Source organism: Enterobacter sp. A103 (assembly GCF_034427535.1).
Classification (GTDB): Bacteria; Pseudomonadota; Gammaproteobacteria; order Enterobacterales; family Enterobacteriaceae; genus Enterobacter; species Enterobacter asburiae_B.
The window spans coordinates 1-13,939 of record NZ_JAXQPQ010000006.1; the positions used below are offsets into that span (position 1 = coordinate 1).

17 protein-coding genes are annotated in these 13,939 nt (G+C 54.4%); 4 read left to right on the forward strand and 13 right to left on the reverse strand.

Annotated elements, in window-relative coordinates; translation table 11 throughout:
• From SPH27_RS16485 to fkpA, 9 genes are all read right to left on the reverse strand, one after another.
• Nucleotides 1–669 (reverse strand): GTP-binding protein (locus SPH27_RS16485; RefSeq protein WP_232926194.1); only part of this gene is annotated, 669 nt, incomplete at its 3' end.
• Nucleotides 670–738: 69 nt separating this feature from the next.
• Nucleotides 739–2,853 carry an elongation factor G gene (gene fusA, locus SPH27_RS16490; protein ID WP_008503004.1) on the reverse strand — a complete coding sequence of 705 codons (2,115 nt, stop codon included), beginning with the start codon at nucleotides 2,851–2,853 and terminating at the stop codon, nucleotides 739–741.
• Nucleotides 2,854–2,949: 96 nt separating this feature from the next.
• Nucleotides 2,950–3,420 carry a 30S ribosomal protein S7 gene (rpsG, locus tag SPH27_RS16495; protein ID WP_004106370.1) on the reverse strand — a complete coding sequence of 157 codons (471 nt, stop codon included), beginning with the start codon at nucleotides 3,418–3,420 and terminating at the stop codon, nucleotides 2,950–2,952.
• A gap of 96 nt (nucleotides 3,421–3,516) precedes the next feature.
• Entirely contained in the window at nucleotides 3,517–3,891 is a 375-nt protein-coding gene (gene rpsL / locus SPH27_RS16500) for a 30S ribosomal protein S12 (protein ID WP_000246815.1), read from the reverse strand.
• Between the two features lie 124 nt (nucleotides 3,892–4,015).
• Nucleotides 4,016–4,303: a sulfurtransferase complex subunit TusB gene (gene tusB / locus SPH27_RS16505; protein WP_033146790.1), complete on the reverse strand. Its 288-nt coding sequence runs from the start codon at nucleotides 4,301–4,303 to the stop codon at nucleotides 4,016–4,018.
• A gap of 7 nt (nucleotides 4,304–4,310) precedes the next feature.
• Nucleotides 4,311–4,670, reverse strand: a complete 360-nt coding sequence (gene tusC / locus SPH27_RS16510; protein ID WP_033146791.1) for a sulfurtransferase complex subunit TusC — start codon at nucleotides 4,668–4,670, stop codon at nucleotides 4,311–4,313.
• Nucleotides 4,670–5,056, reverse strand: a complete 387-nt coding sequence (gene tusD / locus SPH27_RS16515) for a sulfurtransferase complex subunit TusD (RefSeq protein ID WP_033146792.1) — start codon at nucleotides 5,054–5,056, stop codon at nucleotides 4,670–4,672. Before tusD ends, tusC begins: the two co-directional genes overlap by 1 nt.
• On the reverse strand, nucleotides 5,056–5,778 hold the full coding sequence (locus SPH27_RS16520; RefSeq protein ID WP_014171909.1) for a helix-turn-helix transcriptional regulator: 723 nt from the start codon (nucleotides 5,776–5,778) through the stop codon (nucleotides 5,056–5,058). The genes tusD and SPH27_RS16520 overlap by 1 nt, the downstream gene beginning before the upstream one ends.
• A 166-nt stretch (nucleotides 5,779–5,944) precedes the next feature.
• Nucleotides 5,945–6,763, reverse strand: coding sequence for an FKBP-type peptidyl-prolyl cis-trans isomerase (gene fkpA / locus SPH27_RS16525; RefSeq protein ID WP_023309460.1), 819 nt, complete (start codon nucleotides 6,761–6,763; stop codon nucleotides 5,945–5,947).
• 238 nt (nucleotides 6,764–7,001) lie between these two features.
• Between fkpA and SPH27_RS16530 the strand changes: the two genes are divergently transcribed.
• A complete protein-coding gene (locus tag SPH27_RS16530; RefSeq protein WP_023309461.1) occupies nucleotides 7,002–7,220 on the forward strand; it encodes a protein SlyX in 219 nt (72 codons plus the stop codon).
• 54 nt (nucleotides 7,221–7,274) lie between these two features.
• Here the strand turns inward: SPH27_RS16530 and slyD are convergent, their stop codons facing one another.
• The 4 genes from slyD to kefG all read right to left on the reverse strand — a co-directional run bounded on the left by slyD (nucleotide 7,275) and on the right by kefG (nucleotide 10,533).
• Complete coding sequence (gene slyD / locus SPH27_RS16535; protein WP_014833521.1) at nucleotides 7,275–7,865, reverse strand: peptidylprolyl isomerase; 591 nt, start codon at nucleotides 7,863–7,865, stop codon at nucleotides 7,275–7,277.
• A gap of 94 nt (nucleotides 7,866–7,959) precedes the next feature.
• Nucleotides 7,960–8,160, reverse strand: a complete 201-nt coding sequence (locus SPH27_RS16540) for a YheV family putative zinc ribbon protein (RefSeq protein ID WP_033146793.1) — start codon at nucleotides 8,158–8,160, stop codon at nucleotides 7,960–7,962.
• A gap of 13 nt (nucleotides 8,161–8,173) precedes the next feature.
• On the reverse strand, nucleotides 8,174–9,979 hold the full coding sequence (kefB, locus tag SPH27_RS16545; RefSeq protein ID WP_029741377.1) for a glutathione-regulated potassium-efflux system protein KefB: 1,806 nt from the start codon (nucleotides 9,977–9,979) through the stop codon (nucleotides 8,174–8,176).
• Nucleotides 9,979–10,533, reverse strand: a complete 555-nt coding sequence (gene kefG / locus SPH27_RS16550; RefSeq protein WP_021242220.1) for a glutathione-regulated potassium-efflux system ancillary protein KefG — start codon at nucleotides 10,531–10,533, stop codon at nucleotides 9,979–9,981. The genes kefB and kefG overlap by 1 nt, the downstream gene beginning before the upstream one ends.
• A 135-nt stretch (nucleotides 10,534–10,668) precedes the next feature.
• On the opposite strand from kefG, the gene SPH27_RS16555 reads away from it, so the two are divergent.
• The 3 genes from SPH27_RS16555 (at nucleotide 10,669) to SPH27_RS16565 (ending at nucleotide 13,923) form a co-directional block, all read left to right on the forward strand.
• Nucleotides 10,669–12,573, forward strand: coding sequence for an ABC transporter ATP-binding protein (locus SPH27_RS16555; protein ID WP_033146795.1), 1,905 nt, complete (start codon nucleotides 10,669–10,671; stop codon nucleotides 12,571–12,573).
• Between the two features lie 112 nt (nucleotides 12,574–12,685).
• Nucleotides 12,686–13,708, forward strand: coding sequence for a hydrolase (locus SPH27_RS16560; protein ID WP_039263094.1), 1,023 nt, complete (start codon nucleotides 12,686–12,688; stop codon nucleotides 13,706–13,708).
• Nucleotides 13,705–13,923, forward strand: coding sequence for a YheU family protein (locus SPH27_RS16565; protein ID WP_008503016.1), 219 nt, complete (start codon nucleotides 13,705–13,707; stop codon nucleotides 13,921–13,923). Before SPH27_RS16560 ends, SPH27_RS16565 begins: the two co-directional genes overlap by 4 nt.
• Nucleotides 13,924–13,939 lie beyond the last annotated feature (16 nt).

A 13,939-nucleotide genomic window follows, 5' to 3' on the forward strand; every position in this document is an offset into this window, starting at 1 on the left:
ACCGGAGATGGAGAATACGTCTTCGATTGGCAGCAGGAATGGCTTGTCAATCGCACGCTCTGGTTCTGGGATGTAAGAATCCAGGAAGCCAGCCAGTTCGATGATTTTCGCTTCCCACTCTGCTTCGCCTTCCAGCGCTTTCAGAGCAGAACCACGAACGATTGGAGTATCGTCGCCCGGGAAATCGTACTGAGACAGCAGTTCACGAACTTCCATCTCTACCAGTTCCAGCAGCTCTTCGTCATCAACCATGTCGCATTTGTTCAGGAACACGATGATGAAAGGAACGCCTACCTGACGACCCAGCAGGATGTGCTCACGAGTCTGAGGCATTGGGCCGTCAGTCGCAGCAACAACCAGGATCGCGCCGTCCATCTGCGCAGCACCGGTGATCATGTTTTTAACATAGTCGGCGTGGCCTGGGCAGTCTACGTGTGCGTAGTGGCGAGTCGGGGTGTCATATTCAACGTGGGAAGTGTTGATGGTGATACCACGAGCTTTTTCTTCTGGTGCGTTATCGATCTGGTCGAATGCACGAGCAGAACCACCGTAGGTTTTTGCCAGAACGGTAGTGATTGCAGCAGTCAGGGTAGTTTTACCATGGTCAACGTGGCCGATAGTACCAACGTTGACGTGCGGTTTTGTACGTTCAAATTTTTCTTTAGACACGGCTATATTCCTTACTATAGTGCTCTCCCCTGTGGAGAGAGCACGGGACTTAGGTTTTAATCCTGTGGATTACTTACCACGGGCTTCAATAACGGCCTGAGCAACGTTGTTAGGCGCATCATCATACTTCAGGAATTCCATGGTGTATGATGCACGACCTTTGGTCAGAGAACGCAGCTGAGTTGCATATCCGAACATTTCAGACAGCGGAACTTCAGCGTGGATCTTAACGCCAGTTACTTCGGATTCCTGACCACGCAGCATACCGCGACGACGGCTCAAGTCACCGATAACGTCACCGGTGTTCTCTTCAGGAGTTTCTACTTCAACCTTCATGATTGGCTCAAGCAGAACTGGTTTTGCTTTCTTAAAGCCTTCTTTAAAGGCAATAGACGCAGCCAGTTTAAACGCCAGTTCAGAGGAGTCAACGTCGTGGTAAGAACCGAAGTGCAGACGAACACCCATGTCAACAACCGGATAGCCAGCCAGAGGGCCCGCTTTCAGCTGTTCCTGAATGCCTTTATCAACGGCTGGGATGTATTCGCCAGGAATTACACCACCTTTGATGTCGTTGATGAACTCGTAACCTTTCGGGTTAGAGCCCGGCTCCAGTGGGTACATGTCGATCACAACGTGACCGTACTGACCGCGACCACCAGACTGCTTAGCGTGTTTACCTTCAATGTCGGTAACTTTCGCACGAATCGCTTCGCGGTAAGCAACCTGAGGTTTACCCACGTTCGCTTCAACGTTGAATTCACGCTTCATACGGTCAACGATGATGTCCAGGTGCAGTTCACCCATACCAGCGATGATGGTCTGGTTAGATTCTTCATCAGTCCATACGCGGAATGATGGGTCTTCTTTCGCCAGACGGCCCAGAGCCAGACCCATTTTTTCCTGGTCAGCTTTGGTTTTTGGTTCAACTGCGATGGAGATTACTGGCTCAGGGAATTCCATACGCTCCAGAATGATCGGGTGATCCGGGTCACACAGGGTGTCACCAGTGGTCACGTCTTTCAGACCGATAGCTGCAGCGATGTCGCCCGCACGAACTTCTTTGATCTCTTCACGTTTGTTAGCGTGCATCTGTACGATACGGCCAAAACGTTCACGCGCCGCTTTCACGGAGTTCAGGATGGTGTCACCGGAGTTAACCACACCAGAGTAAACGCGGAAGAAGGTCAGGTTACCCACGAATGGGTCGGTAGCAATTTTGAACGCCAGTGCAGAGAATGGCTCTTCGTCGCTTGCGTGACGCTCAGCCGGAGTATCTTTACCGTCGTCCAGGATGCCGTTGATCGCAGGAACGTCAACTGGGGATGGCAGGTAGTCAACTACCGCATCCAGCATCGCCTGAACACCTTTGTTCTTGAACGCAGAACCACAGGTTACCAGGATGATTTCGTTGTTCAGAACGCGCTGACGCAGAGCTTTTTTGATCTCTTCTTCAGTCAGTTCTTCACCACCCAGGTATTTCTCCATCAGCTCTTCAGAAGCTTCAGCAGCGGATTCGATCAGGTTCTGGTGCCATTCGTCAGCCAGGTCCTGCATTGCAGCTGGGATATCTTCGTATTCGAAGGTAACGCCCTGGTCTGCATCGTTCCAGTTGATGGCTTTCATTTTCACCAGGTCGATAACGCCGGTGAAGCCTTCTTCAGCACCAATTGCCAGCTGCAGCGGAACAGGGTTCGCGCCCAGACGGGTTTTGATCTGGCCAACAACTTTCAGGAAGTTAGCACCCATACGGTCCATTTTGTTAACGAACGCGATGCGTGGAACTTTATATTTGTTCGCCTGACGCCATACGGTTTCAGACTGTGGCTGAACACCACCAACTGCGCAATAAACCATTACCGCGCCGTCAAGAACACGCATGGAACGTTCTACTTCGATGGTGAAGTCAACGTGCCCTGGGGTGTCGATGATGTTTACGCGATGCGGTTCGTACTGCTTAGCCATACCTGACCAGAATGCAGTAGTCGCTGCGGAGGTGATAGTGATACCACGCTCCTGCTCCTGTTCCATCCAGTCCATGGTGGCTGCGCCGTCATGAACTTCACCGATTTTATGGTTTACACCGGTGTAGAACAGAATACGTTCGGTAGTAGTGGTTTTACCGGCGTCGATGTGCGCACTGATACCGATGTTACGGTAGCGTGCGATGGGTGTTGTACGAGCCATTTGATTCCTCGTTTATATCTTTAGGCGTTCAGTTAAGTTACCCAGAGCGGGCGGCTTCTCTGAAGCGCCCGCCTGGTGACTAATACTCCGAAGGGATTACCAACGGTAGTGTGCGAACGCCTTGTTGGCTTCTGCCATACGGTGAACGTCTTCACGTTTCTTAACTGCAGTACCTTTGTTGTCTGCAGCATCAGAAAGTTCGTTCGCCAGACGCAGAGCCATGGATTTATCACCGCGTTTACGAGCAGCTTCAACGATCCAACGCATTGCCAGAGCATTACGACGAACCGGACGAACTTCAACTGGAACCTGATAAGTAGAACCACCAACGCGGCGGGACTTAACTTCTACGGTTGGGCGAACGTTGTCGAGAGCGACTTCGAAAGCTTCCAGTTCATTTTTACCAGAACGCTGAGCCAGGGTCTCAAGCGCGCTGTATACGATTGCTTCTGCAGTAGATTTTTTACCATCTACCATCAGGATATTTACAAATTTTGCCAGCAGTTCTGATCCGAATTTCGGATCTGGAAGAATTTTACGCTGACCAATGACGCGACGACGTGGCATGGGAATACTCCGTTGTTAATTCAGGATTGTCCAAAACTCAAAGAGTTTAGTTTGACATTAAGATAAATCAGTTTGGCCTTACTTAACGGAGAACCATTAAGCCTTAGGACGCTTCACGCCGTACTTGGAGCGAGCCTGCTTACGGTCTTTAACACCTGAGCAGTCGAGCGCACCACGAACGGTGTGGTAACGAACACCCGGAAGGTCTTTAACACGACCGCCACGGATCAGGATCACGGAGTGCTCCTGCAGGTTGTGACCTTCACCACCGATGTAGGAAGTCACTTCGAAACCGTTAGTCAAACGCACACGGCATACTTTACGCAGTGCGGAGTTTGGTTTTTTAGGAGTGGTGGTATATACACGAGTACATACGCCACGTTTCTGCGGGCAGGCTTCCAGCGCAGGCACGTTGCTCTTTGCAACTTTGCGTGCGCGTGGTTTGCGTACCAGCTGGTTAACTGTTGCCATTAAATAGCTCCTGGTTTTAGCTTTTGCTTCGTAAACACGTAATAAAACGACCTCATACAATATGAGGACGCGAAATTTTAGGGCTACGTCGAAAAGGTGTCAAGAAATATACAGCGATCTCAAATCACCAGTTCATTTGACTGGCGTGCGTCACAGTAAGATTGACGAAATCAGTATAGCCAACCACGTCAATTTTGGCTGAAATTTGACCAGAAAGACCCCGCGCATCCAGATCGTCCTTCAGCGCAGAGACTGTTATGGGGGCATTCGTGAGAATTTCAACGAAACGACTGCCGTCCAGTGCGGCAAGCACACCATCCTGAATCAGCAGCAGGTCATCACCTTCGCGCAGCATACTCAGTAACGCGTCGATATCACATTGCCACGGTGAATGGCTCAGAGTATGGAGCATGTCAGCCTCAGAAAGTCAGAACGGTGTCGTAGTGGGAAAGGTGTTCGCGCAATGCAGCAGAAGACAAGACTGTCACATCCAGCACGAAAGGCGTTGCCTCGTTTAGGCCGCGCGCAGCCAGGGAGTCGGCACAGACATAGAAGGTTTCGATATCGTAAAGCGGTAACACTTTGAACGTCGCGATGTAATCACGCGCCAGAATGGCCTGAGGCTGTTGCCCCGCCAGAAGCTGAAATACGCCGTCGCCCAAAAAGAAGACACCGATATCTTCGGTCAATGCTGAGGTCGCGAGCAGCGCATCCAGCCCTTCTCTGCCGGACGCATTGCCGTGCGGTGCGGAGGAAAAAACAAACGCGACACGCTTCATCAGAATTGCACCACTCTGTCGCAGGTTAATGCCGCCTGTGCCAGTGCACCCAGGCCACTCAACGAAAAGCCGGGCTGCAGGTTAGAACCCGATAAACCAAGACGTGCGGCTTCGGTTGCATCGGTCACCCCGCGGCGCAGTGCCGCCGCCACGCAGATGTGCAGTTCTACGCCCTGCTTTTCGTTTAATGCCTGCCAGGCGCGCACCAGATCGAATTCGTCGCTCGCCGGTGACGTAAACTGATTCGCGTTATACACCCCTTCCCGATAGAAGAAGACGCTCGCTAGCTCATGTCCGGCCGCCAGTAGCGCATGCGCAAACTGCAGCGCGCTGCTGGCCTGCTGAGTGCCGTACGCCGGGCCTGTCACCATTAACGCAAAACGCATTACTTGTCTTGTCCCTGGAAATCGCCGCTTTTGAACTGGCGAATATAGAGGTAGACCGTGTGCTTGGAGATGTTCAGACGATCGGCCACCTGGTTGATGGCGTCTTTAATATCAAAAATCCCTTTTTCGTAGAGATTAAGCACGATCTGGCGATTCTTGGCGTTGTTCGAGACGTTGCGATCGGCATTCACCTCTTCAATCGTAAACTCAAGCGTCTGCGTCACCAGATCTTCAACGGAGGAGGCAAAGTTAACAGAAGAGCCAACGTCCGGCGTTTCTGGTGGAATAAAGGTGCTCATGATTTGCGAGAATGGCACATCAAGGTTCATGTTGATGCACAGCAGCCCAATAACACGATGCTCGCGGTTTCGAATCGCGATGGTTTCTGATTTCATCAGCACGCCGCTTTTGGCGCGGGTGAAATAGCATTTTGAGACGCTGCTGTCCGCGCCGGTCATGTCATGCAGCATACGCAATGCAAGGTCGGTAATTGGCGAACCAATTTTACGGCCAGTATGCTCACCATTCGCAATGCGGATGGCGGAACACTTCAGATCTTGCAGGGAGTGCAATACGATTTCGCAGTGGGAGCCAATGAGCATCGCTAACCCGTCCACTACCGCTTCGTAGGATTTCAGAATATCGAAGTCGGTCTGATCGAAAGGACGTTGATCCAGCAAATCAAGTTCACTGGTTTCGTTGGTTAAAAGCGACCTGGACATGAAAAAAACACTCCTTTTCAGGAGCCTGTCGTTAGGTTTTCAGGGCAGGCTCATTATCTACACGGACAACTAAATTAATACAGCGTGCGTAGCGCTTTCCAGTGTTAATTATATCTGCCCCACAATAAAAAAACCGCCGCCTGAAAGGCGGCGGTTTTTTTCAACATTACTTCTTAGCAGCAGCGGCTTTATCGTCAGCCGGTGCGTCTGCTTTCGCATCCGCTTTCGGTGCCGGTTTGATATCCAGCAGCTCTACGTCAAAGACCAGCGTAGAGTTGGCAGGGATACCCGGAACGCCGGTTTTGCCATAGGCCAGATCCGGTGGGATAACCATCTTGATCTTGCCGCCTTTCTTGATGTTTTTCAGGCCTTCAGTCCAGCCAGGGATCACACCATCCAGACGGAAGGAGAGCGGCTCACCGCGGGTGTAAGAGTTATCGAACTCTTTACCGTCGATCAGCGTACCTTTGTAGTTCACAACAACGGTGTCGCTGTCTTTAGGCGCATCGCCGGTGCCTTCTTTCTCAACTTTGTACACCAGGCCGGTAGAAGAGGTTTTCACACCTTTCTCTTTGGCAAAGGTATCTCGGTAGGCTTTGCCTTTCGCTTCGTTGTCTTTAGCGTCCGCGTCCATCTTGGTCTGCGCGGCACCCTTCACGCGCGCTTCGAACGCCTGCAGAGTCTGTTCAATTTCCTGGTCAGACAGCTTGCTCTTATCTGCAAATGCGTCCTGAACGCCCGCGATCAGCTGAGCTTTATCCAGTTTGATGCCCAGTTTCTCTTGTTCTTTCAGAGAGTTTTCCATGTAGCGACCCAGAGATGCGCCCAGTGCGTAGGCGGATTTCTGGTCGTCATTTTTGAACGCCGCTTTGCTGTCTGCAGTGGCAGCAGGCTTCGCAGCAGTATCAGCAGCGAATGACAGCGGCGCGTTCAGCGCAACAGCCATCGTCGTCGCCAGCAGCGTTACTTTAAACAGTGATTTCATCCATATCTCCAGGGCCTGGGGACTCTCACCCCAGCGTTAAACGTAAATGAGTTACGTACTATAAAACGTTGCGGAAGAAATCTACAGACAGACACTTCCAATTCTCGCCACTTTTCAGACTATTTTTGTTTAAATAAGTTTCCTGCCAAGGGGATGCGGACTGTACTTAAGGATAAACTCAGTTAAACTGCGCCGCCGCAGGGCCATTATGGCGAATCTGAAATAAACGAGGTGAATGATGAAGGATACAGCAATAGAAGCGAGAATGGCTGAGCTGGAAAGCCGCCTGGCTTTTCAGGACATCACCATCGAAGAGCTAAACCAGACCGTGACCGCACATGAGCTCGAAATGGCAAAACTGCGGGATCATATGCGCCTGCTGACGGAAAAGCTGAAGGCTACACAGCCGTCAAACATTGCCTCTCAGTCAGAAGAGACGCCACCTCCTCATTATTGAGGCGTAAAAAAAGCGGGATTATTATCCCGCTTTTTTATTTTCCGCATGACGGAATTAGTGGCAACCGCAGCCGCCGTTACCGCAACCACCTTTACCGTGGTCATGACCATGGTCGTGATCGTGGCCGTGACCACCGCAGCAGCCGTCGTGGCCGTGATCGTGGTCATGGTCGTGACCGTGCGCACCGTGAACGTGGCCATGAGCCAGCTCTTCTTCGGTCGCTTCACGGATCGCAACAACTTCTACGTTGAACTTCAGGTTCTGGCCAGCCAGCATGTGGTTACCGTCAACCACGACGTGGTCATCTTCCACTTCGGTGATTTCAACAGGAACCGGGCCCTGGTCAGTTTCAGCCAGGAAGCGCATGCCAACCTGCAGTTCGTCAACGCCCATGAACACGTCTTTAGGAACGCGCTGAACCAGGTTGTCGTCATACTGACCGTAAGCGTCGTTCGCGCCTACAGCAACGTCAAATTTGTCGCCAACTTCATGACCTTCCAGCGCGTTTTCCAGGCCGGAAATCAGGGAACCGTGACCATGCAGGTAGTCAAGCGGCGCACTCACCGGAGACTCATCAACCAACACACCGTCTTCTGTACGTACCTGATAGGCCAGGCTGACCACCAGGTCTTTTGCTACTTTCATGATATCTCCTGAGCGTGGGAAAATTGCTGGCGCAGATTGTAGCGGAAATCTGCACCCGTGTACCCTTTAGCTTAAAAAAACTCAGGGCATATCGCTAGTCCGGATGAAAAATCCCGATAACTTGCTCTTCTTTGCGAACGTGATCGCGGGCCTCTTTATCGGCCTCACGCATCTGGTGACCGCACTTAACACACTCAACAACATCAACATTATTTTCCCGCCACATCGCCAGGGTATCTTGCGCCTGGCAGGTCGGGCATTTGGCACCCGCGATAAAGCGTTTACGTACAGCCATCTTTCGTTACCCTTTATTCAAATTCATCCCAGCCATCAAGCTGGCGTCGTTCCTGTTGCATCTCTCGCTGGAAGATCTCCTCCAGCTCGCGACGCGCTTCCCGCACGCGGGAGATCTGCGCCGTATCGGTATGTACCGGCATCAGCTCGCGCAGCATCCGCATATCCAGCCGGCGGAAGTGCATCTGGGCGCGCTGCGCCTGATGCGGATGCATGCCGAGCGAGATCAGCGCCTTACGGCCCAGCTCCAGCGCACTGGAGAACGTCTCACGGGAGAAGTGTTTCACACCCGCCTGCAACAATTCGTGAGCTTCAACACGTCCCCGCGCACGCGCCAGAATATGCAGATGCGGGAAATGCTGCTGGCACAGATCCACCAGCTTCATCGTGTCTTCCGGATCGTTACAGGTAATTACGATGGACTCTGCCGCTTCCGCCCCCGCCGAGCGCAGCAGCTCGAGCTGGGTCGCATCGCCGTAGTAAACCTTGTAGCCATATTTACGCATCAGGTTGACCGCGCTGATATCCCGCTCCAGTACCGTAATGCGCATTTTGTTCGCCATCAGCAGGCGTCCAATCACCTGTCCAAAACGGCCAAAGCCCACCACAATCACCTGCGGCTTGTCGTCTTCCACCCACGGCGCTTCGTCTTCATCGTCCGTCGGGTTCAGGCGGCGCGACAGCAGTTTATCCACCAGCTTCATCAGCAGCGGCGTGGTCATCATAGACAGCGTGACCGTCACCAGCAAAAGCGCCATCTGATCGTCTTTAAACAGCTTCTGGGAGGATGCGGTCGAGAACAGCACAAACGCGAACTCGCCTCCCTGGCTTAACACGCTGGCAAACTGCATGCGTTCCGAACTGCGCAGCCCGTAGATACGTGACATCACGTACAGCACCAGCATCTTCACCGCCACCAGGATGGCGACGCTCACGACCACCCACAGCAGATGGGTATAGAGCACACCGAGGTTGAGCGCCATCCCCACCGAAATAAAGAACAGGCCTAACAGCAGCCCTTTGAAGGGATCGATGGCAATTTCCAGCTCGTGCCGATACTCGCTCTCCGCCAGCAGCACCCCGGCGATAAAGGTCCCGAGCGCCATCGACAGACCAAGCGCGTCCATAAACAACGCCGATCCCAGCACCAGCAGCAGCGTCGCGGCGGTAAACACCTCGCGAACGCCCGACGCGGCAATAAAGCGGAACACGGGACGTAGCAGGAAACGACCGCCAATCAGCATGCCCGCGAAGGCCAGCACCTTCATGGCGATTTTTGCCCAGTCGAAGTGATCGTCCCCGGACCCCGCCAGCAGCGGCACCAGCGCCAGCGCCGGGATCACCGCCAAATCCTGGAACAGCAGCACCGAAAAGCCCAGCTGACCGGCTTCGTTGCGATTCATCCCTTTGTCGCGCATCAGCTGCAGCGCCATCGCCGTCGACGACATCGCAAGGCCTATCCCGCCAATCACCGCCGCCTGCCATGAAAAGTTTGTCAGCATTAACAGGCCACCCAGGATCGCGGCGCTGAACAACACCTGCGCGGCGCCCACGCCAAAGATAGAGCGTCGGAGCTGCCACAATTTCGAAGGATTCAGCTCCAGGCCGATGATGAACATCAGGAACACCACGCCCAGCTCGGAGAAATGGAGGATCTCATCGACATCGCTGATGAATCCCAGCCCCCAGGGGCCAATCGCGATCCCCGCCAGCAGATACCCCAGCACCGCACCGATACCAATGCGTGCAGCAAGCGGCACCGCGACGACGGCCGCAAATAAAAACAGCACCCCGGCGAGGAGTAAATTCGATCCTTCCATTAACGACCTCCTGCCGGGATAGGTGACGCCAGCCATTCACCGTAGGCTCTGGCGTGGCTTGCCAGCTCTTTCGGATCCTGACGCCGCGCCCAGTAGACAATAATCGGGCTCATCCAGTGCATACGGCACATCGCCGCCGTCAGCTCGAATGGCCTGAGGATATCGCTCATCGGATAGCGGTTCAGCCCGTCGTGACGGTAAGCGCTTTCGGGTTCACCGGTCGTAATCACGCTACGCCAGTACTTTCCCGCCAGCTGGTTGCCCCCCACCCCGCTGGAGAAGCCCCGGCTCAGCACGCGGTCCAGCCACTCTTTCAGCAGCGCCGGACAGCTGTAGGTATAAAGCGGATGCTGGAACACAATCACGTCATGCTGACGCAGCAGCTCCTGCTCGTAAGGGATATCAATAAAGAAATCAGGATAGTGCGCGTAGAGATCGTGCACCGTTACGTTACTAAGCTGTGTGGCCGGTTTAAGCAGCACCCGGTTTGCCACCGAGTCCTGAGATTCCGGATGGGCATATAGCAGCAGCACTTTTGCTGTCTGAGACATCATTCCCCTCCCGGTCTTGTTTCTGTTTTTGTGTATCGTCGCTGTTTTGGGCTACCATGGCGGCCCGGTGCGGAAAATGGCCCACACCTTACATTATCATAATGACAAATTAACATAGTCGGAACATACGGCGCTTCTATGATTGTTTTCTCCTCGTTACAAATTCGTCGCGGCGTGCGCGTCCTGCTGGATAACGCCACTGCTACCATCAACCCGGGCCAAAAAGTGGGTCTGGTCGGCAAAAACGGCTGCGGTAAATCCACCCTGCTGGCGCTGCTGAAAAACGAGATTAGCGCGGATGGCGGTAACTTTACCTTCCCGGGGAACTGGCAGCTCGCCTGGGTAAACCAGGAGACGCCTGCGCTGAGCGAACCGGCACTCGACTATGTTATCGACGGCGACCGTGAATACCGCAAGCTGGAAGCGGAACTTCATTCTGCTAACGAGCGCAACGACGGTCACGCCATCGCCACCGTTCACGGCAAGCTGGACGCCATCGATGCGTGGACCATTCGCTCCCGCGCCTCCAGCCTGCTGCACGGCCTGGGCTTCAGCAACGAACAGCTGGAACGTCCGGTCAGCGACTTCTCCGGCGGCTGGCGTATGCGCCTCAACCTGGCGCAGGCGCTGATCTGCCGCTCTGACCTGCTGTTGCTCGACGAACCGACCAACCACCTCGATCTCGATGCGGTTATTTGGCTGGAGAAGTGGCTCAAGAGCTATCAGGGCACTCTGATTCTGATCTCCCACGACCGCGACTTCCTTGACCCGGTGGTGGATAAAATTATTCATATCGAACAGCAAACGATGTTCGAGTACACCGGCAACTACAGCTCCTTCGAGCGCCAGCGCGCGACGCGTCTCGCCCAGCAGCAGTCCATGTACGAAAGCCAGCAGCAGCGCGTGGCGCATCTGCAGAGCTTCGTGGATCGCTTTAAGGCCAAAGCCTCAAAAGCCAAGCAGGCCCAGAGCCGCATCAAGATGCTGGAACGCATGGAGATGATCGCCCCGGCGCACGTGGATAACCCGTTCCACTTCAGCTTCCGCGAGCCGGAAAGCCTGCCTAACCCGCTGCTGAAAATGGAAAAAGTCAGCGCTGGCTATGCCGACCGCATTATTCTCGACTCCATCAAGCTCAACCTGGTGCCGGGTTCCCGCATTGGCCTGCTGGGGCGTAACGGCGCCGGTAAATCGACGCTGATCAAACTGCTGGCGGGCGAGCTTAACCCGGTCAGCGGCGAAATCGGCCTGGCGAAGGGCATCAAACTGGGTTACTTCGCCCAGCATCAGCTGGAATTTTTACGCGCGGATGAATCGCCGATTCAGCACCTCGCGCGTCTTGCGCCGCAGGAGATGGAGCAGAAGCTGCGCGACTATCTCGGCGGCTTCGGCTTCCAGGGCGATAAGGTGACTGAAAACACCGAGCGCTTCTCCGGCGGCGAAAAGGCCCGCCTGGTGCTGGCGCTGATCGTCTGGCAGCGCCCGAACCTGCTGCTGCTCGATGAACCGACCAACCACCTGGATCTCGACATGCGTCAGGCGCTGACCGAAGCGCTGATTGAGTTCGAAGGCGCGCTGGTGGTGGTTTCGCACGACCGTCACCTGATCCGCTCCACCACGGACGATCTCTATTTAGTGCACGGCGGCAAAGTCGAACCGTTCGACGGCGATCTGGAAGACTATCAGCAGTGGCTGACGGACGTGCAGAAGCAGGAAAACCAGCCGGAAGAGTCAGCGAAAGACAACGCCAACAGCGCGCAGGCGCGTAAAGATCAGAAGCGCCGTGAGGCGGAGCTGCGCACCCAGACGCAGCCCCTGCGTAAAGAGATTACCCGTCTCGAAAAAGAGATGGAAAAACTCAACGCCACGCTGGCTATCGTTGAAGAGAAGCTCGGCGATAGCGGCCTGTATGACCAGAGCCGCAAGGCTGAGCTGACCGACTGCCTGCAAACCCAGGCGAAGACCAAATCCAGTCTCGAAGAGTGCGAGATGGCGTGGCTCGACGCGCAGGAACAGCTGGAAGCGATGCTGCAGGCTGACTGACTTATTTACCCCGTTTGAAGAGCAGAATCCGTACCGGGTTCGGAAATCCAGCTTAAACGGGGTACAATTCGGAAAGTATCGTAAATTTCCGACAAGAATCAGCATCGCGCTTATGACCCAAATCATTCCATCAGACTTCGACATTGCGGCCGAAGACAGCACTGAGTTCGTGCCTATGCGCGGCGTGGCCAATCCCCATTTGCAGACCATGCTGCCGCGACTGATCCGCCGCAAGGTTCAGTTCACCCCGCACTGGCAACGGCTTGACCTGCCAGACGGTGATTTTCTGGATCTCGCCTGGAGCGAAGCGCCTGAACAGGCCCGCCATAAGCCGCGTCTGGTGGTTTTCCACGGTCTGGAAGGCAGCCTGCACAGCCCGTATGCGCATGGGCTAATTGAGGCAGCAAAAGCGCGCGGCTGGCTCGGCGTGGTGATGCATTTTCGCGGCTGCAGCGGCGAACCGAATCGTCAGAAACGCATTTATCACTCGGGTGAAACCGAAGACGGGACGTGGTTTTTACACTGGCTGCGGGAAAATTATGGCACCGTGCCAACGGCCGCCGTGGGCTACTCGCTGGGCGGCAATATGCTGGCCTGTCTGCTGGCCAAAGAGGGTGAAAGCGTACCGCTGGATGCCGCCGTCATTGTCTCCGCGCCGTTTATGCTCGAGCAGTGTAGCTACCACATGGATAAGGGCTTTTCCCGCGTCTATCAGCGCTATCTGCTCAACCTTCTGAAGGCCAACGCGGCGCGTAAGCTGAAGGCCTACCCGGATACCCTGCCGGTAAGCCTGCGCCAGCTGAAAAAGGTGCGTCGTATCCGTGAGTTCGACGACCTGATCACCGCGAAAATCCACGGCTTCGCCGATGCGATTGACTATTATCGTCAGTGCAGCGCCATGCCGCTGCTCAGCAAGATCACGCAGCCGACGCTGATTATTCATGCCAAAGATGACCCGTTTATGGATCATCACTCGATCCCCGCTCAGGAATTCCTGCCCGACAACGTTCACTATCAGTTGACCGAGCATGGCGGCCACGTCGGGTTTATCGGGGGCACGCTGCGCCGCCCGAAAATGTGGCTTGAGGCGCGAATTCCTGACTGGCTGACCCCTTATCTGGACGGTGCAAAATGATTATTCCCTGGCAGGATCTGGCTCCCGAAACGCTCGATAATCTGATTGAAAGCTTTGTATTACGCGAAGGCACCGATTATGGTGAACAGGAACGCTCGCTTGAGCAAAAGGTCAACGATGTTAAGCGCCAGCTGAAAAGCGGCGACGTGGTGCTGGTGTGGTCAGAACTGCATGAGACGGTCAATATCATGCCCCGCAACGCGTTTCACGGCTGATCTTCCACCCTTTTCA

Bases quoted from the DNA above. Each gene is read 5' to 3' on its own strand.
- fkpA (WP_023309460.1), bottom strand. From the start codon at position 6,763: ATGAAATCACTGTTTAAAGTAACGCTGCTGGCGACGACGATGGCTGTT.
- SPH27_RS16560 (WP_039263094.1), top strand. From the start codon at position 12,686: ATGACCCAAATCATTCCATCAGACTTCGACATTGCGGCCGAAGACAGC.
- fusA (WP_008503004.1), bottom strand. From the start codon at position 2,853: ATGGCTCGTACAACACCCATCGCACGCTACCGTAACATCGGTATCAGT.
- SPH27_RS16520 (WP_014171909.1), bottom strand. From the start codon at position 5,778: ATGTCCAGGTCGCTTTTAACCAACGAAACCAGTGAACTTGATTTGCTG.
- SPH27_RS16555 (WP_033146795.1), top strand. From the start codon at position 10,669: ATGATTGTTTTCTCCTCGTTACAAATTCGTCGCGGCGTGCGCGTCCTG.
- SPH27_RS16540 (WP_033146793.1), bottom strand. From the start codon at position 8,160: ATGGCTGTACGTAAACGCTTTATCGCGGGTGCCAAATGCCCGACCTGC.
- rpsG (WP_004106370.1), bottom strand. From the start codon at position 3,420: ATGCCACGTCGTCGCGTCATTGGTCAGCGTAAAATTCTTCCAGATCCG.
- SPH27_RS16565 (WP_008503016.1), top strand. From the start codon at position 13,705: ATGATTATTCCCTGGCAGGATCTGGCTCCCGAAACGCTCGATAATCTG.
- kefB (WP_029741377.1), bottom strand. From the start codon at position 9,979: ATGGAAGGATCGAATTTACTCCTCGCCGGGGTGCTGTTTTTATTTGCG.
- tusD (WP_033146792.1), bottom strand. From the start codon at position 5,056: ATGCGTTTTGCGTTAATGGTGACAGGCCCGGCGTACGGCACTCAGCAG.
- SPH27_RS16530 (WP_023309461.1), top strand. From the start codon at position 7,002: ATGAAGGATACAGCAATAGAAGCGAGAATGGCTGAGCTGGAAAGCCGC.
- rpsL (WP_000246815.1), bottom strand. From the start codon at position 3,891: ATGGCAACAGTTAACCAGCTGGTACGCAAACCACGCGCACGCAAAGTT.
- slyD (WP_014833521.1), bottom strand. From the start codon at position 7,865: ATGAAAGTAGCAAAAGACCTGGTGGTCAGCCTGGCCTATCAGGTACGT.
- tusC (WP_033146791.1), bottom strand. From the start codon at position 4,670: ATGAAGCGTGTCGCGTTTGTTTTTTCCTCCGCACCGCACGGCAATGCG.
- tusB (WP_033146790.1), bottom strand. From the start codon at position 4,303: ATGCTCCATACTCTGAGCCATTCACCGTGGCAATGTGATATCGACGCG.
- kefG (WP_021242220.1), bottom strand. From the start codon at position 10,533: ATGATGTCTCAGACAGCAAAAGTGCTGCTGCTATATGCCCATCCGGAA.